Genomic DNA, 17,524 nt, shown 5'->3' on the forward strand with positions numbered 1-17,524 from the left:
ACATGCACAAACAAACAAGGAGGAGACGGCAACACGTGAACGTCAAACCAAGGTCTGGCCCCCCGGCCGGACGAGGAGGAGAGTGAGTTATGAAAACGACACTAAGAGGATCGACCCTCAAGGCCGTGCTGCTGGCAGGCGCCGGCCTGTGCATTGCAGGCTCCGCTTACGCCGCCGAGCCGCTGGTGAAAGCCTGCGCCAAGGACGGCCAGTTCGTCATCGGTTTTTCGCAGGCCAACAATGCCGAGCCCTACCGCCAGCACGTCAATGACGAGCTGGAGGCGGCGGCCAAGGAAGTGCCTGGCTTCACGCTGCAGATCGCCGACGGCGCCGGCAACGTCAACACGCAGACCTCGCAGGTCGACAATTTCATCACCCAGAAGGTCGATATCCTTTTGATCTCGCCCTTCGAGGCCGCACCGCTGACGCCGGCGGTGAAGCGCGCCATGGATGCCGGCATCCCGGTCATCGAGCTTGACCGCAAGACGGTCGGCGACCCGGGCAAGGACTACACCGCCTTCATCGGCGGCGACAATTTCAAGATCGCCGAGGAAGCCGGAAAGTACACCGCCAAGACCCTGCTGCCCGATGGCGGCGAGGCGGCCGTGCTGCAAGGCCTGCCGAGCTCGACGCCGGCGGTGGAGCGCCTCAACGGCTTCAAGGAAGGCGTGAAAGGCAACCCGAAGGTCCAGATCGTCGCCGAGCAGGCCGCCGACTGGGTGCCGGACAAGGCGCAGGTCGCCTTCGCCGCCATGCTGCAGGCGCACCCCGACATCAAGGTGCTCTACGCCTCCAATGACATGATGGCCGCCGGCGCGCTGCTCGCCGCCAAGGGCGCGGGCAAGGACGTCAAGATCATCGGCACCGATGGCCTGCCGGGCCCGGCCGGCGGCATCGAAGCCGTGGCCAAGGGCGACTGGGTCGCAACCTTCACCTACCCGACGGGCGCCAAGGAAGCGATCGAGATGTCGAAAAAGATCCTGCTCGATTGCGCCACCGAGGTGGACAAGACGGTGACGGTGGAAACCACCGCGATCACGGCCGAGAATGCCAAGCAGCTGATGGGGAAGTGAGGGGGCTACGCTCAGCACTGAGGTTGAAAGCAAGGCCCCAGGAGGGGCCTTGTTGCGTTGCGGCGAGCTACGGGTGAATGGCCGCTGCCGGCCTTCAGATCAATGCCATCGCTACCCGTAAGCGGACGTTGGTCTGCTTTAAACCGTAAGTTGCGGCTGCGCCGGGGATCGTGATGTTGCCGAATCCGCGCTCGTCGAGATTGCCGGCAGAACGTGATGCGTCGTTAATCACTCAATGTCTGCTGCGATGAACCAATCGTTGATCTCCCGCAATTCCGCACGCGCCTCTTCGAATCTACCCTGTGACCGCAATAGCTTTGCCAGACTATTGGTCGCCTGCAACTCCCAACTCCTAGCGCGCTGCTGCCGCGCAAAGGCAATAGCCTCGCGGAAAGAAGCCTCTGCCGCTCTGTCTCCGACTCCATTTGCAAGTTCGATCTCGCCGCGAATGCGAAGCAAGGCAGCTGTAAAGTAATGCTCGCCAATCTTTTCGGCCTCGCGCAGACCTTTCTCGACGGTCTCTGCCGCTATATCGAATTGTCCAGAGTTAATGAAAGCTTTGGCCAGTAAGCCTAAATAACACGATTTGTCGACTTCCTGATCTTCAAGGTCACTCTCGGTCAATGCCATCATATGGCTTCCCACCAGACTGTCATCGAGGCTTGATGCAGCCAAGCCACCAAAAAAGCGCGCCACCCGTGTCCAGAGGTTGAAACCGTTTTCCTGCGCTAATGGCAGAAGTTCATCCGCCAGCCGAGCGATATCCCTGCTCTCTTCGCGGAAGGCGAACAACACACACCCGTTTCCCAAGCAGGCGGCCAAGCGATAGGCGGATTGCTGCCGAACGGTCGCCTCCGCCTCGAGGTAGAGTTTCAGCGCTTGACGGCGATACCCCAGAATATGCAAGGTCCACGAAAGGTAGATCATGGCCATACTCGGAAAGTCGCTGCCGACCTCGTCTGCACTGCCCTTGTGGCTGAGAGCGCGCTCAAGATATTGCCGAGCCTCCGCCAACTCACCCTGACAGAACAGACTCATGCCCTTAAACTGCAGACCTATAACGAGCGCGTTTAGGTAGCCGCCCTCCTCGCCGACTCGAATTAATTCATCACTGGCCGCGAGGGCCTTACCAAACTGGCCCGAGTTGAAATGGGTACCGAAAAGCCCGTCGAGTGCCCTAATCGTCGCCTCCAGTTCGCCAAGCTTCCCGCTCAGCGCTATGGCCCGCTGATACGCGGCACTGCCTTCGCCCGTCACGTAGCCGAGCGCAGCGTACAGAACGTCGCCCAGTTCCAGTTCGAAGCGAAGCAACCTGCGGCTACGATCGTCGGAGTCAGGCAAGAGTTTCGCTGCTTCAAGCCCTTTCCTGAAGATACGCACTGCGTCAACTTTCGCCCAAGTCTTGGCGGCCTTCAGCCCTGCCTGCAGCCAGTAGTCAGCGGCGCGATCGAACAGACCGGCGTCGGCGAAATGCTCAGCGAGCACTTCGGGATAGGCAAAGCCCGCGTTGGGGTCGCGCAGCTCGATGCATTCGGCAATCGATTTGTGAATCTGTTGCGCACGTTCGTGCAGCATCGTGCCTCTAGCGGCCTGCTGGAGCAGCACGTGGGTGAACGAAAAGCCTGCTCCGGCCGTCCCTCGCTCGGCTACGATCAGCCCTGTGCGCATCAGCTCACCAACCGCAGCGCGCAACTCCGCTTCAGGCCAATCACAAATTTCGCGCAGCATGTCGAAATCGAATTCGCGGCCGATCGCCGCCGCGATCTGCGCGACTTCCTTGGCGGTCCCCAGCCTGTCGAGACGGGCAAGCAACGAGAACTGCAGAGAGTTTGGAATGTTGTTCGTGAGTGACAGACGCTTGGGCTGCGATACGTCTAGGCGCAACCCTGTTTCGACCACGCTTCGAGTAAGCTCTTCGATATAGAGCGGGACGCCTTCACCGCGATCGAGCACCGCTGCTACGTCAGCAGCGAGCGCATTCGGACTAATGTCATGGACAATCGCTTCAGCGTCCGCTCGGCTGAGCGCTTCAAGCCTGATATGGTGCCCGTCAGGGCCGTCGACCCATGGAACGCTTGCGTTGTTCCTGCTCGACACAAGCAAGAGGGCGGGTGTCGAAGCCAGGCTGGCGACGATTTTTTCGAGAAGGTCGCGCGAGGTCGCATCGGCCCATTGCTCATCCTCGAACAAGATCAGGATCGGGGTAGTTCGCGCCAAATAACTGACCAGATCGATGAATGCTTGCTCGGCAATGTTGCGCTGTCGTTCGGCACTTGTCCCTTCAAGCCTGTCCGGCATTGTCGTCGGCATCCCGAGCAGGCCTGAGAAGATCGCCAGCGCGATGTCGCTGGACACCGAGCCTATCGACAATCCGTTGCGGAGCTTTCGAAGCTTTTCTTCCGTTGAGTCACCGTCCTCGATCGTTGCAATCCTCTGCAACTCTGCGAGGAATGGATAAAGGGTGCTGTTCTCAAAGGTCGGAGAACATTGCATGGTCAGTTGCGGAAAGCTGCGCAGACGCTGCTGGATTTCGTTGAGCAACCGGGACTTGCCGATTCCCGACTCCCCCGAGACCAACACGGCATTGCCACGCCTGTCGCGCACGACAGTCTCCCAGTGCTCCATCAGCAGTCGCAATTCGGCGTTGCGGCCGCACAGCTTGGTCATACGCGCCCGCTTTGCAAAGCGGGTCGGCACCATGCGCGCCCTTTGCACCTGCCAAACCTGGACTGGCGCGGCGAATCCCTTCAGCTCATGTTTGCCGAACCCGGTGAAATCAACCGCGCCGCTTGCGGCCTCGAAGGTCGCCGCGTCGACAAGGATCGTATTCGGCTTGGCCAGTACCTGCAGCCGTGCCGCTAGATGCGCGACGTGACCGAAGGCGACGGTGGATACACCGCTCGGTGCGCCGACGAACTCACCCACCACGACTTGGCCGCTCGCGATACCCATCCTCACTTGCAACGGATATCCCAGATTTGCGGAGATGGTGGCCACCGCATCAACGATCTCGAGCGCGGCCAGCACCGCGAACTCGCTGTCGTCCTCACCAGCTGTTGGATAGCCGAAATAGGCCTGAATAGCATCGCCGATGTAACTAGCCGTCACGCCCTTGCGGCGCCGGACGACGCTGCTGCAGGTCTGTAGAAAGCTCTCAATCAGGTGTTGGAAATCCTCGGGATCCAGGCGGTCGGCATATTCGGTTGACCCCACCATGTCGCAGAACAGGATGGTGAGATAACGCCGTTCCGCAACAGGTTTCGCCGGATTGCCGGGCAAAATGGGGCTAGCCAATGGAACCGGCGTGGTCACGCTCCGGGACCCTCCTTAGTGCGGCGACCATGTAGCACCCAGTCATGTTATCGCAAATCCCGGTGCTCACCAGTCGCTTTCGATCGCGTCAGGTGGTTCATTGAGGCTCGCCACACTGAACATCGGCGTAGATCAAATGGTCTGCCTCGCTAAATGCCGCTTGGCTCTGGTCGAAGCAGAACCGTTTGGGCACCAAACGAACTAAGGTGCGTCGGTTGCATTCACCGGGCAGATCGATCTGGAAGGTGCGCGGCGACATCGACGGCGCTGGATCGCTCCATTTCTTGTGACCAGCAAACGAAACGTTCTCGATCCACAAGCTGGAGCCGGCTGAACCGACTGGACCGGAGATAGCCTCGACGCTGATGCCCTTTGCCTGCTCGATGCTTGGATATTCGCCACTTTGCGGCGGATCCCCGTTTGCCGGAATCGTGCCCGCGCTGACTGCCACATTGATCCTGATATCGTCGCGCTCGGGAACACCACCGTAGCTGTTGCGAAAGGTCCAGCTTAAGCGAAGGACACGCGTCCTGACGTCCTCTCCGGGCGGTGGAGGCAAAACCCGAATCTCGGCATCGGCAAGCGAAGAGCCTTCATCCTGCGCTTCTGGCGCCGGGCAGCGCGTGTAGAGTGGGCGGTAGCCACACTCAGGACCGCCGGCTCCCCACAGACAGTCGCTCAGCTTGCGCCAGTCTTCCAAGCTCAATCGAGGCGTTCCTGAGGACAGGTCATTGCCGGACCCCGGCACCATCCAGGGATGGATGCCGCTGCTGCCGATCGCCCAGTCCGTGCGATGTGCTTCTATGCCGGCGTAGACGGTCTGTTCCTCGTGCAGCTCGAGCAATTGGACCCAGGTTGGCGATGTGACCGCCGGTTCGTACCCGACTGCGTCCGCGGCAAAACGGCGGCCGGTGATTTGTGTGGTAAGCGTGTGGCAGCTTGTGCAGTTTCCGGTCGGATCTTCGACCGTCCTGGCTTGGCTAAGTTCATTGGGATAGGTGCCGGTGTAACCGGAGCCGACCACGCGGAACGGCGCGCCCGGCAACCGCGGTCGGCGCGGTAGAAAATCTCCCAGGCTGAAGGCGGTCGATTTGGAATCGCGGGCTGAACGGAAACCGACCCTGCTCTGTTCAATGTGCGGATCTATCACATAGGGGCTTTTGTTGTCATGGCATGCATGGCACGAGATCTGGAACGTCGGGTCATATATTTTCTCCGCCGCAACCCTTCCGATGTCATCGGAATAGTTGCGCCCGCCTGGCGGAACGAAGGGCTTTGACCAATCGAACTCGCTCCGGTCCTTGCGGCCGTCGAAGAAGATGATTTCTCCGGATTTCCGATTGAACCCGATGGTGCCGAAGACGGAAAATCTCGGATCCGACCGTGTCCAGTAGGGATCGGTGCTGACCTCGTGGCTGATATTGGACTTTCTGCAGAGGAACAGCCATTCCACGTTGCCGCGCACGACCCTTACTGCACGTGAGTTCAGCCCACAGTAGGTTGAGCTGCCAGTTAGCGAAGGCTTGTCGCATCTGGGCAATGTCGCCGTCCATTTCACCACCTCTCCGTTCTCATTGCTGTGCTCGAACTCCAGCGGAGAGCCCGGTTTTGTCGGATTGGGCTTGAGGTCGACGACATTGCCATCAACTTCCAGTGGGATGACCTTCATCTGTGGGCTGCCGCAATCGCCCTCTGGAATAGGACCGAACACCGCCCGCGCTTCATCGCCAGACCTCGTTATGACGTCGGTGCTCTTTGAGGCTGGCGCCCAAAAGATGTCAGGGTTCCATCGCGTAACGGCTTCGGCGAACGCCTTCCCATCGAGTTCAGCGGGAGCGAAAGCGACGCTGCGAGGGCGCAGCGGCTCGAAAGCGGAACTGCGTGGCAATGGTGACGCCGCGCAGTTGCCCGCCTTGCTGCAAATCATGTCGGCCTGATTGGAGCCTTGCCTCTCGCCGGCTCGCGGCGTCGACACAAAAGCTTCATGTCCGATCGTCCCGGACAACAGGAGAAACGCAACGCCGAGGACAGCAGCGATCAGCGCAACAGCACGCATCTCAGCCCACTGGAGCGTGCCAGTGAACCCATGGCCGATCTCTGGGCGTCATCGCTTCTTCGCTGCGACAGAGCCAGCGTCATAGTCAGCGTGGACAGTAAGCGATTGAAATCGCCACATGCCGTCATCGCCCTTTACAACAGACGCGCGGGCATCCGCCGAATAGTCAAGACTCGGTGCCGAAGAGTGGGAGTCCTGCATTGTCACAAGGACTATCGATTTGGTGTTCACCGTCTTGTCGTCAACCACGTCGAACAAGGTGTTGGTCACGAGATGCCGGGTCTGGAGTTTATCGGTTTCCAGTTTCTTAACTATTATTTTCATTTGCACGAGAAGATCATGTGCCGACTCTGGGCCAAGGTCGAGTGTCAGCTCGAGGACACTGCTGCCTGCATCGCAAATCTCATAGTAAGACGATTTAGGTTCCGCAAAGAGGGTGGCGAACGCGGCTGCATTTTTTTCGTCGATCGTCCAGGCGTAGCGGGACAAAAGATCTTGGATTGCCTGACGGTCTTCGGCCGGAGGATTATTATTGACGTTCCAGCCATGAGTAGCCTCTGTTCCACATGAATCAGCCAAAGCAGTGCCGCTGAAAGCAAAACAGAACCCATACGCCAGGGCAAAATACCTCAAAATCGCGCAGACTGTTATTAAGCCTTTCCAACGCTCGCTCATAATGGCCCCCTCGGATGGAGCTTGATGGGAAAGTAGCGGTTCATCTTATACCACGCCAAAAAAGGCGCCAGTGAAAATCGATGTCATTGGAGGCCGGGGATGTCGTATTCCTGAATTTGTGAATTTGTGGTAAGTTGTACTCCCCTGTCTGCAGCAATTTTATTCCTGATTGCCGGATCAGCTGTGGGTGATCTGGCATGTGTTAGCAAAAAAAAAGCTCACGTAGTCGAAACAATAGATTCTAATCGTGGTTACACAGGAGCAAAAAATGCCGAACATTGTTCGAAATATGGTGTTTCTAATTTCAGCCTTTTTTAGTATAGTTCCTTTGGCGTTTGCGCAGCAGAATCAGGAAATTGAGATAGTTCTGCAATCGCGCCTGACTTCTTTTGGAAACGATACCCCACTAATTATTGACTTTACTCTCACGAACCGGTCACGCAGCCCGATCAGACTGCTCAGGTGGACCACGCCGATCGACGGCGTCTCGGGCGAAATTTTTTCAGTAGCGAGAGGGTCGCAGCCAATTCAGTATATTGGCCCTTTGGTGAAGCGAGCAGAACCGACCGAGGCTGACTTTATCAATATCGAACCCGGACAATCGATTTCGGTGCCCGTCGATCTGTCATTGTACTACGCCATCTATGAAGCAGGGATCTATGCGGTTACCTATGATACAGAGAGAGTGGGTCTGCTGGTTGGCCCTCAAGGTGCCCTGAGACGCGCCCAGGTTCTGAGCAACGCCGTCACGTTCAGGCTTCTATCCGGTCGAATTCCTCCGGAACGGATACCGCTCTCGGCACCCAAATTCGACCAGTGTGACAGCTCTCAACAGGACGATATTGGCGCTGCGCTGGCGGAAGCAAACAACATAGCCTCGGCTGCCCTGCAGGTTTTGCAGGGCACGCCTTCTGCCCAGCAACCGAATTCCCAACGATATCTGACATGGTTTGGGGCGCATACCGTAGGACTGTACGCGAAGGCCACTGGAAATTTCTCGAAGATTGCGGATGCTCTTGCAAACAAAGCAATATCGTTTGGATGTCACGGCAGCGTCTGCGGACCGGGAGTTTATGCGTATGTGTTCCGTGGTCAACCTTATAATATCTTTGTTTGTCAAAAGTTCTGGTCAGCCGCTCTGAAAGGAACGGATTCAAGATCTGGAACGATTGTACACGAAATTAGTCACTTTGAGGTCGTCGTCTTCACAGACGACTATTCCTCTGGTGGTCAAAATACCGCCAAGCTACTCGCGGTTGAAAACCCCCCGCAAGCCACAGAAAATGCCGATAGTCATGAATACTTTGCGGAGAACAACCCGGATCTTCCGATGTGAGGGACACCCAGGCAACTGATCCAGCGTGGATACGGGTGCCGTATTGCCATCAGAAACGAGAAAAGATCACCGAGGGCCGGACACATTGCGATCGCATGGTGAATGTCCGCTATCGCTCCCGCACACCGAAAGCGGTCCGGTCGCTCTCGGCCAAAATGCGACTTTCAACTTTCGTCTCGTCCTGTCAGGATTTGGCAAGCCGCCCGCCGGCTGGCTCCGAAATGTAGGATCGAAGTCCTGGCGCGCATGCTAATGCGGACAACACGAACTGGACCGGTTTGGCAGTGATCCACTGCGCGCGCCAAACCCTGGCCGATTCACGGCGCAGCCGTAAACCCGCACTGCTTCTGTTCCATCTCGATCTGCTTCGTGATGCGGATGGCGTTCTGGGCGTAGGCTTCCGTTACCGAGCCGCTGTTGACGGTCTTGTCCTTCAGCGGGCTGACGGCTGCGCAGAGGTGGAAGACATGCTCGGTGTCGGACTTGGCGGCGCCGTTTTCCGGCGCGATCCAGTAGACGACATCCTGGCCATTGGGGTGTGCCGCGTCCTTCGTCGCCGCGGCCACCGTGGTGGAGTCGGTGGCGATCGCCTGCGCCTGGGCGGCGACCTCGGGCGAACAGGCCGTGGTCGGCTGCCCCGCCTTGATCTGTTCCGCGCAGGTGTTCATGTCCTGCGTGTACTGCTCGACCGATGGCGGCTGGTAGCTGACCCCGATCAGCGTCGCCAGCACGGCCAGCACGGCGCCGATACCGCCGGCCACCTTCTTGCTCTTCGGGTCCATGTTCTTGTCGTTGAGGATCAAGAGAACCAGCGGAAGGAAGGCAATCAGCGTGATGATCGCGCCGAGCTGGTTCTGGACAAAGAACCTGAACGTGTCGGATTCGCGGGCCGGGTCCTTCCGGTTGGCCGCCTTCCAGAGCAGGCTGCCGACGATGGCGAATATCGCGATCCCGACCAGGATGCCGATCAGCAGCGGCAGGTTGCCCTGGTCGAACTTGTGCTTGTAGAGCAAGACGATCCCGGCGATCTCGCCGCCAATGGCGATGACCCACGACAGCACGGCGAACAGGCGCAGCCGCGTGGCGCCGGACTTCTGGCCCTGCGTTGCCTGCCAGTCCTTGGTAACGTCTACGGTCGGCTTGTTGTCGGTCATGACCAGATCCCCCGGTATCGACACTTTTGCGGGGCGTCAAAGGCGCCCGGCGCAGCGTCATTGAACGAACGTCGCCTGCCCCGGCGCGAAAGCGCCACGGCAGACCCCATCCTTATTGCGCACGATGGGATTCGTCCATAGGCGAGGCTGGCGGACGCCGATGCCGGCGATGGCGCGGAGGAGGGCAGGGCAATCGCATAAGGCGGCGCCAGCGAATACCCCCACCCTTAATCCCTCCCCACAAGGGGGAGGGAGACTTGGTAGGCGCTGATCGCCGCAAATCGCCTAGGTTCCACGCCAGAATGGGTGGCTTGCGGCAGCGTTCCCTCCCCCTTGTGGGGAGGGTTAGGGTGGGGGTCCTCTTCGTAAGAACTCATATGTGATCGCCTTGCGCCGACGAAGGTAGGTGGGTCGCCGAACCCGAGGGAGCGCCATATGCGATCGCCCTGCCATAGGTCGGATCACGCCACCGCGGGAGTGCAACTAATTTGTATACAAATGTTTCTGGCCGGCATCGGTTTGTGAAGCGCTTCACCGTTGCCGCGCAATCGATCGGTTACAGAGGTGGCGCAAGAGCGGGCCTAAGGCAGCGCTCTGCTGCTGCATGGAGGTAACCGATGTTTGAAAGTCTCAGCAGAATTCGCGCTGCCCTGGCGCGCGCCAGCAAGCACAGGAAGACCGTCCGCGCACTGAACGCGCTGCCGACGGAGATCCAGAAGGACATTGGCTGGACGGAGTCGAGGTCGATCGATGAGATAAGGCTGCCGTTCTAGGGCCGCATCCAGCGTCGCTAATATATCGCTCGCCATCGATTGTTCGGAAGCGTACAGTATAGCATCGTCAGCCACATCAATGGGCGCTGACGCTTGGGAGCGACCATCGCACTCCTGCCCCGACAGGAGGCATTGGAGACATGGCGGAGCAACCGAGACAGTCCGGTCTGAGCGCCGAGGCGCTCGCGGCCTTGGCGCGGGAAACCGGGGCCTCCGAGCAGCAGATACAAGAGATCGCATCGCTGATCGGCAACGATCGCTCGTCCATCGTGCGCGAAGCGCGCATGGTTGCGGCTGACCGCCCGAAGCGCTGATCCAGGAAAAAGCTGCTGGATTGATCCATGGGGCGTCGCCCCTGATTTGTCGGTTTTGTACGAAGTACAATGGCTGAATCCGAGTCAGCTATCGTCCAATGACCGTTTGCATTTGGGCAGGGCGCCGACGGCTGGGAGATGACATGTGCTCTTGCCCTTGGGGAGAGAGCGATGGACCAGTCGGTCAGCAAGGAGAAAAGCGGCCTTTTGCGCCGCATGAACCCGGCCGACTTCGCACTGCTTGCGCCGCATTTGCATCATCGTGTGCTCGATCTCAAAGCCCCGCTCGAAATGGCGGGCGCGCCGGTCGCCTCGGTCTGCTTCCTGGAAAGCGGCCTCGCCTCGGTGGTGGCGAGGAACCGGCCCGGCCTGGACACCGAGGTCGGCATCATCGGCCACGAAGGCATGTCGGGCTCCGCCTTGGTGATGGGCGCCGACTGGGCGCCCCATGACTGCTACATGCAGATGCCGGGCGAGGCGGTGTGCATCGATTCCGAGCCGTTCAAGGCAGCGTTGCAGAAAAGCCCGACGCTTCGCGCCTTCCTGCTGCGCTATGCCCATTATCTCCACGGCCAGACCAAATCCACGGCGCTGAGCAATGCCCGCGCCAAGCTCGAGGATCGGCTGGCCAGATGGCTCCTGATGTGTGACGACAGGGTGGTCGGCCATCAGATCCAGATCACGCATGAGTTCCTGTCGGTCATGCTCGGCGTCAGGCGTCCGGGCGTCACCATCGGCCTGCAGATCCTGGAAGGGCGCGGCCTGATCCGGTCGCGGCGCGGCGAGATCGTCATCCGCGACCGGGATGGCCTGATCGCCGTCGCCGACGGCTTCTACGGCCAGGCCGAGGCCGAATACGAACGCCTGCTGGGCTGAGCCTGGCACGGGCTGGAAATGGCCGACGCGAATGCCGGTGAAAGCATGTTGCCAGAGCCGCGCCGGCCATTTGCGGCCATCTGGGGAGAGGCCGCCCGGCAAATCTAGCATCGGCGCAAAAGCGGGCAACGAACCGCAATCGCTTGGTAAAAACCGTACAATCGAATTGTGTTGAACCTTGGTTCGGCAAGAGTATGAATCTGCTGTCGTCGACCATGTATAGGGGGCGCTGGCGCCTGAGGCTTCGACAGGCTCGCGCGCCCGATGTGAACGGGGAAAACCGAAATGGCAGAACTGCTTTTCGATGTATCCGCCTTCGATTGCGCCATCCTGCGCGCCGCCTTCATCAAATCGGTGATGGAAGACAATGTCCCGGAAAAGCGCTGGCGCGCGCTCGCCGCTTCCCTGGTTCGCGACCTGACCGACCACGAAGACGTCGAGCCGGATCTCCTCGGCTGGATCACGCGCAAGTAGCGGTACCCTGACGGTCCGGCGGCTACCCCAGCCACCACCACAGCGCCGCGATCACCGCAAGCACCGCCGCCACCGACAGCCCCAGCATGATGTAGCTGCCGTTGATGATGTCGCGGATGATCTTCTTGACGCTTTCGCGGTCGTTGAGGTTGGGGAAAGGCTCGTTGGGCAGCGCCACGCCGAGGAAGCCGCAGAGCGGCGCCCAGCCATCGCTGACCTTGAACACCAGAAGCTTCTCCCGCGGCACGGCCGCTATCACCTCCTCGGTATAGGCGTTGTAGCGCGCCACCGCCTTGGCGCGGTCGTCCATCACGCCGGCAAGCGTGCGGCCCCAGATCAGCCTGTGCGACATGTCGCCGAATTTTCGGCCGAACGGCGTCAGCCATTCCAGCACCTTGAACTGCCACAATGTCTCGGTGAAGTGGATGGTGTCGATGGTGCTGTCGTACCAGGCCTCGGCGCCGCGCGGATGCAGCGTCAAAAGCACCTTGGCGTCGGGATAGGCGGCCATCAATTCGCGCCACACGCAGCATCCCGGATTGTCGACCGTCGCCTTGTAGTTGGCAAACACTCTGGTCCAGTCGTGCTGGCTGCCGGGCGGGCTGTTGGCCACCTTGCGCCAGAAGTCGAGATGGTCCTTGTTGGCCTTGTTGAGGATGACTTCCTGCATGTGATAGCTGGGAAGGCCCAGCCTGTTCAGCGCGGCAAAGGTCGACCATGTGCCAGTGCGGCCGAATCCGGCCCCGATGAGCTCAAGCGTCATTTTAACCCCCCTTGTTGAGACCGCTTTTCTTTTTATGCCGGTCCGCTCGGAATGATGTTGCATCCGCGCCCCTCGGCGCGCAACAATTTTCCCTGTGCAGGGGCAAAAATGTGTTTCCTTTTTCGTCTGGGCCACGCGGAATCACGGTCTGGCTATTCCCGCGGGTGGGGGAGCCTGATAATAGGTCAGCCAGATTGACCTAATTCGCATGGCCGGAACGGTCATGCTGGACCAGATGCCGTATCCCGGGAGGTGGGCTCGTGAGTTTGATGGACCTGTTGGCGTCGCGCGCCTCGCGCATGAAGGCGTCGGAAATCCGCGAGCTGCTCAAGCTGCTCGACCAGCCCGACATCATCTCCTTTGCCGGCGGCATCCCCGATCCGGCTTTGTTTCCGGCGCAGGCGATCGCCGATGCTTACGCCTCGGTGCTGGGCGGCGCGGAGGCGAGCGCAGCACTTCAGTATCAGGTCTCCGAAGGCTATCTGCCGCTCAGAAAATGGCTGGCCGGCCAGATGGGCAAGCTTGGCATCGCCTGCGACGAGCACAACATCTTCATCACCTCCGGCTCGCAGCAGGCGCTGGATTATCTGGGCAAGCTGTTCCTGTCGCCCGGCGACACAGCGCTCGTGACGTGGCCGACCTATCTCGGCGCGCTCCAGGCCTTCAACGCCTATGAGCCGCGCTACGACCGGCTGACGCCGGATGGCGGCAACATGACGCCCGCCGCCTACCAGGCGGCGGCTGCCGCTGCAGGCGGCGAGGTGAAATTCGCCTATCTCGTGCCCGATTTCGCCAACCCGACCGGCGAGACGCTGAATCGCCAGCAGCGCGAGGCGGTGCTTGACCTCGCCGGCGAGCTCGACATTGCCGTCATCGAGGACGCCGCCTATCGCGCGCTGCGCTATGACGGCGAGGGCCAGCCGCCGATCCTGGCGCTCGACTGCGAACGCTCAGGCGGCATCGAAAACGCCCGCACGCTCTATTGCGGCTCGTTCTCCAAAATCCTGTCGCCGGGCATGCGCGTCGGCTGGGTCTGCGCGCCGCGCCGTGTCGTCGAGCGGCTGGTGCTGATGAAGCAGGCGTCGGACCTGCACAGCCCGTCGATCAACCAGCTGGTCATGCACCGCGTCTCCGAGGCCGTGTATGACGGCCAGGTGGAAAAGCTGATCGGCGCCTATCGCCAGCGCCGCGACGGCTTGCTTGCGGCACTCGAAGCGGAAATGCCGGATGGCGTCAGCTGGAGCCGACCGGAAGGGGGCATGTTCGTTTGGCTGACGTTGCCCGAAGGTGCGGACGCCACCGCGCTGCTCGCCCGCTCGGTCAAGGAAGCCCGCGTGGCCTTCGTGCCGGGCAACGCATTCTACGCCGACGGTTCGGGACGCAACACGATGCGGATGAGCTTTACGCTCGCAGATGAACGCGCCGTGGGTGAAGGCGTGCCGAGGCTGGCGAAATTGATGAAGAGCTAGGCGCCCTACCTCCCCCTTGTGGGGAGGTCGACCAAAGGTCGGGTGGAGGTGCTTGGCGCCGACCCCCACCCCGATCCGCTTTGCGGATCGACCCTCCCCACAAGGGGGAGGGTAAAAAAGTCACTCCGCCACCACAAGCTTATCCTGCGTCTTCGTTTCGAAATCGCTGGCGTCGTGGCGCTCGTGCAGTTGCATGGCCGGGTCGCCGAAGGCGCGGTTGACCATGCGGCCGCGTTGCACGGTCGGGCGGGCGTCGATCGCCCTGGCCCAGCGTTGTACGTGCTCGTAGTCCTGCACCGACAGGAACTCGGCGGAATCATTGTACATGCGGCCGAGCGCCAGGCCGCCATACCAGGGCCATACCGCCATGTCGGCGATCGAATAGAAGGCGCCGCCGAGATATTCGGTCTCTGCCAGCCGCCGGTCGAGCACGTCGAGCTGGCGCTTGGTCTCCATGGCGAAGCGGTCGATGGCGTATTCGAACTTTTCCGGCGCATAGGCGTAGAAATGGCCGAAGCCGCCGCCGAGATAGGGCGCCGAACCCATCTGCCAGAACAGCCACGACAAGGTTTCCGCGCGCGCCGGCTGTTCGGTCGGCAGGAACTCGCCGAACTTTTCCGCGAGATAAAGCAGGATCGAACCGGACTCGAAGACGCGGACAGGCGTCTTGCCGCTGCGGTCGAGCAGCGCCGGGATCTTGGAGTTGGGGTTGACCTCGACAAACCCCGAGCCGAACTGGTCGCCATCGTTGATGCGGATCAGCCAGGCGTCGTATTCGGCGCCCTTGTGGCCGAGCGCCAGAAGCTCCTCCAGCATGACAGTCACTTTGACCCCATTCGGCGTCGCCAGCGAATAGAGCTGCAGCGGATGCTTGCCGACCGGCAGCACCTTGTCATGCGTCGGACCGGCAATAGGCCGGTTGATGCTGGCGAAAGTACCGCCATTGGCTTTCTTCCAGCTCCAGACTTTCGGCGGGGTGTATTCGGTCATGCGGGGAATTCCTTGGGTTTGGCGGGGCGAAAACGACGGCGCGAGACTGATGGCGGAAAAGTCGGCGGAACGTAGATGCTGGAACACATAGGTGCAATTCAGAAAGGTTCAACTTGTGTTGAACTATTATCGATGTCGGCGCCGCCCCTCATCGCCCTGCCGGGCACTTCTCCCCGTATAGTGACGGCGAGAAGGACGCTGTCGCCTACTGATTTCGCCAATTGCCAGCGTTGCCAAGAGCGCCGATGTTGCGGCCATCTCCCTTCTCCCCGTCGCTATACGGGGGAGAAGGTGCCGGCAGGCGGACGAGGAGCAGCGCCAGCCTCTGAAATGATTGCCTTGTTGCCTAAGCCCTTGCGCCCTGTGCAGCGCGGCATACCTATAGAGGATACTGCCCACGCATAATCTGCCAGGATGAAAGCATGCCCATCGATCCCGTTTCCCCGCTCTTGCGCTCCGTCGTTGGCGTGCGCGCCATGGTTCCCGACGATGCCTTCACGGCCAATGCCCTGGGCACGCGCCGGGAAGGCAGCGGCGTCGTCATCCGCGGCGACGGGCTGGTGCTCACCATAGGCTATCTCATCACCGAGGCCGAGGAAGTCTGGCTGACCGACCAGGACGGCCGCGTCGTGCCGGCGCATGCGCTGGCCTATGACCAGGAGACAGGCTTCGGCCTGGTGCAGGCGCTGGCGCCGCTCGGCCTGCCGGCGGTGGCGCTGGGTGACGCCTCGAAGGCCAAGATCGGCGACCCCGTGGTGTTTGCCGACGGCACCGGCCGCTCGGTCAAGGCACACATCGTCACCAAGCAGGAATTCGCCGGCTATTGGGAATATCTGCTCGACGAGGCGATCTTCATTGCCCCGGCGCATCCGTCCTGGGGCGGCGCGGCGCTCATCGGCCAGGATGGCAGCCTGCTCGGCATCGGTTCGCTGCTTTTGCAGATGAGCCGCAACGGCGAGGTCGCCGACATCAACATGGTCGTGCCGATCAACCTTCTGACCCCGATCCTCGACGATCTCCTGACGCGCGGCCAGGTGGCGAAGCCGCCGCGCCCATGGCTCGGCGCCTTCTCGGCCGAGAGCAACGGTGCGGTCGTGGTGATGAGCGTCGCCGAAGGCGGCCCCGCCGCCAAGGCCGGCCTGCGCCAGGGCGACATCATCTCCGACGTGCGCGATGGCGAGGTCGACGGTCTCGCCGATTTCTACCGCAAGCTATGGCAGAATCCGGCGGGTTCGGAGATTCCTCTCAGGGTCGTGCGTGACGGTCGTGAGACTTGGCTGCGAGTGAAATCCGCCGACCGAAACAGCTTTTTGAAGAAACCGCATCTGCAGTGAAGGCCAATCTCCCCCCAAGTGGGGGAGATGCCCGGCAGGGCAGAGGGGGCGCGAAGGATCGCGGCCTCTCGATCTGTTTTCTGACAAGAATCGCGGGATAAACGTGGCTGACACTGGCCGGTGCGTTGGCGGGACAGCGGCCCCCCTGCCGGCCATCTCCCCCACGAGGGGGGAGATTGGCTGCCCCCTCAATCCCCGCATACCCTAAAAGGCGTCCCCGTGTCCCACTCCGCGAAGGGCACGACCTGGCCTTCGACAGACACGATACTGTTCACCTTGCTGTCATCATCCTGCGTCTGCATACTTTTGCCCTTGCCGGTCAGCACGTCGTAGTCGCAGCTGCTGTAGACGACAACGGACTGGTATTTGTAATGGTCATAGGCAACGCCGGCGACGACGAAGGCCTCGTTGCGCCAGGCGATGGTCAGCGTCATGTCGGTCCGCTCGCCGGGGCCGATCAGCCCCGGCAGATAGATCTTGATCGAGCCGTTGGGCAGCAAGGTCAACTCCGGTTCGATGCCGGAGCCCTCATAATGCGGCTGGTCGTAGTCGTTCCATTCGCCGTAGACCTGCTCATGCACGACGCCGGCGGGTTTCAGAAAATTGTACTTTTTGTCCCTCAGGAAGAAATGCATGTCCATGGTATCGTCTTCGGGCTCGGTCTCGACGATCATCGCCAGATCGGCGGCGCCGTCCCCATTGAAGTCGCCGGTCAGCGCGGTGATGATCTTCTGGGTTTCGATGGGTTCGGCGAGCGCCGAGGCCGGCAGCAGAAGGATGAGGCCGAGTAACATCGATCGCATGGCATTTTCCCCCGAATTGCAGTCTGCCTTGCCCGGCTCGACCAGCCGGGAAACTGCCATGAGCGCCGGCTTGGGCGCAAGCCGGCTCGCAATAGGCTAGGGGGTATCGACGCCGCTGACGG

16 protein-coding genes are annotated in these 17,524 nt (G+C 60.7%); 8 read left to right on the plus strand and 8 right to left on the minus strand.

Annotated elements, in window-relative coordinates; translation table 11 throughout:
* The first annotated feature begins 89 nt into the window (after positions 1–89).
* Positions 90–1,073: a substrate-binding domain-containing protein gene (locus NLY36_RS28045; RefSeq protein ID WP_023689831.1), complete on the plus strand. Its 984-nt coding sequence runs from the start codon at positions 90–92 to the stop codon at positions 1,071–1,073.
* Between the two features lie 94 nt (positions 1,074–1,167).
* Here the strand turns inward: NLY36_RS28045 and NLY36_RS28050 are convergent, their stop codons facing one another.
* From NLY36_RS28050 to NLY36_RS28065, 4 genes are all read right to left on the minus strand, one after another.
* Positions 1,168–1,305, minus strand: coding sequence for a hypothetical protein (locus tag NLY36_RS28050; RefSeq protein WP_155921578.1), 138 nt, complete (start codon positions 1,303–1,305; stop codon positions 1,168–1,170).
* The gene (locus tag NLY36_RS28055) at positions 1,302–4,385 is read right to left on the minus strand and encodes an ATP-binding protein (protein WP_156933185.1); all 3,084 of its coding nucleotides are present in this window, start codon (positions 4,383–4,385) and stop codon (positions 1,302–1,304) included. The genes NLY36_RS28050 and NLY36_RS28055 overlap by 4 nt, the downstream gene beginning before the upstream one ends.
* A gap of 97 nt (positions 4,386–4,482) precedes the next feature.
* A complete protein-coding gene (locus NLY36_RS28060; RefSeq protein ID WP_023693771.1) occupies positions 4,483–6,441 on the minus strand; it encodes a hypothetical protein in 1,959 nt (652 codons plus the stop codon).
* 48 nt (positions 6,442–6,489) lie between these two features.
* Positions 6,490–7,116 carry a nuclear transport factor 2 family protein gene (locus NLY36_RS28065; protein ID WP_023697777.1) on the minus strand — a complete coding sequence of 209 codons (627 nt, stop codon included), beginning with the start codon at positions 7,114–7,116 and terminating at the stop codon, positions 6,490–6,492.
* 268 nt (positions 7,117–7,384) lie between these two features.
* Here NLY36_RS28065 and NLY36_RS28070 point away from each other — a divergent pair, with 268 nt between their 5' ends.
* On the plus strand, positions 7,385–8,452 hold the full coding sequence (locus NLY36_RS28070) for a M35 family metallo-endopeptidase (RefSeq protein ID WP_023735414.1): 1,068 nt from the start codon (positions 7,385–7,387) through the stop codon (positions 8,450–8,452).
* 317 nt (positions 8,453–8,769) lie between these two features.
* Here the strand turns inward: NLY36_RS28070 and NLY36_RS28075 are convergent, their stop codons facing one another.
* Positions 8,770–9,606, minus strand: a complete 837-nt coding sequence (locus tag NLY36_RS28075) for an SLC5/6 family protein (RefSeq protein WP_023697775.1) — start codon at positions 9,604–9,606, stop codon at positions 8,770–8,772.
* A 617-nt stretch (positions 9,607–10,223) separates the two neighbouring features.
* Here NLY36_RS28075 and NLY36_RS28080 point away from each other — a divergent pair.
* The 4 genes from NLY36_RS28080 (at position 10,224) to NLY36_RS28095 (ending at position 12,043) form a co-directional block, all read left to right on the plus strand.
* Entirely contained in the window at positions 10,224–10,379 is a 156-nt protein-coding gene (locus NLY36_RS28080; protein WP_023671409.1) for a DUF1127 domain-containing protein, read from the plus strand.
* A gap of 140 nt (positions 10,380–10,519) precedes the next feature.
* Positions 10,520–10,693, plus strand: a complete 174-nt coding sequence (locus tag NLY36_RS28085) for a hypothetical protein (RefSeq protein WP_023689840.1) — start codon at positions 10,520–10,522, stop codon at positions 10,691–10,693.
* 171 nt (positions 10,694–10,864) lie between these two features.
* On the plus strand, positions 10,865–11,569 hold the full coding sequence (locus NLY36_RS28090) for a Crp/Fnr family transcriptional regulator (RefSeq protein ID WP_023697774.1): 705 nt from the start codon (positions 10,865–10,867) through the stop codon (positions 11,567–11,569).
* Positions 11,570–11,854: 285 nt separating this feature from the next.
* Entirely contained in the window at positions 11,855–12,043 is a 189-nt protein-coding gene (locus tag NLY36_RS28095; RefSeq protein ID WP_023671412.1) for a hypothetical protein, read from the plus strand.
* Between the two features lie 22 nt (positions 12,044–12,065).
* Here NLY36_RS28095 and NLY36_RS28100 read toward each other — a convergent pair whose 3' ends face one another.
* The gene (locus NLY36_RS28100) at positions 12,066–12,806 is read right to left on the minus strand and encodes a sulfotransferase family protein (RefSeq protein ID WP_023735413.1); all 741 of its coding nucleotides are present in this window, start codon (positions 12,804–12,806) and stop codon (positions 12,066–12,068) included.
* A gap of 269 nt (positions 12,807–13,075) precedes the next feature.
* On the opposite strand from NLY36_RS28100, the gene NLY36_RS28105 reads away from it, so the two are divergent.
* On the plus strand, positions 13,076–14,275 hold the full coding sequence (locus NLY36_RS28105) for an aminotransferase-like domain-containing protein (protein ID WP_031249089.1): 1,200 nt from the start codon (positions 13,076–13,078) through the stop codon (positions 14,273–14,275).
* Between the two features lie 120 nt (positions 14,276–14,395).
* On the opposite strand, the gene yghU is transcribed toward NLY36_RS28105, so the two are convergent.
* Positions 14,396–15,265: a glutathione-dependent disulfide-bond oxidoreductase gene (gene yghU / locus NLY36_RS28110; protein ID WP_023671415.1), complete on the minus strand. Its 870-nt coding sequence runs from the start codon at positions 15,263–15,265 to the stop codon at positions 14,396–14,398.
* A gap of 422 nt (positions 15,266–15,687) precedes the next feature.
* Here yghU and NLY36_RS28115 point away from each other — a divergent pair, with 422 nt between their 5' ends.
* Positions 15,688–16,599, plus strand: coding sequence for a S1C family serine protease (locus NLY36_RS28115; RefSeq protein ID WP_023671416.1), 912 nt, complete (start codon positions 15,688–15,690; stop codon positions 16,597–16,599).
* A gap of 188 nt (positions 16,600–16,787) precedes the next feature.
* Here the strand turns inward: NLY36_RS28115 and NLY36_RS28120 are convergent, their stop codons facing one another.
* Positions 16,788–17,402, minus strand: a complete 615-nt coding sequence (locus NLY36_RS28120; protein WP_023715162.1) for a hypothetical protein — start codon at positions 17,400–17,402, stop codon at positions 16,788–16,790.
* Positions 17,403–17,524 lie beyond the last annotated feature (122 nt).

The sequence above is a fragment of the Mesorhizobium sp. C399B genome (genome assembly GCF_030323185.1).
Taxonomy (GTDB): Bacteria; Pseudomonadota; Alphaproteobacteria; order Rhizobiales; family Rhizobiaceae; genus Mesorhizobium.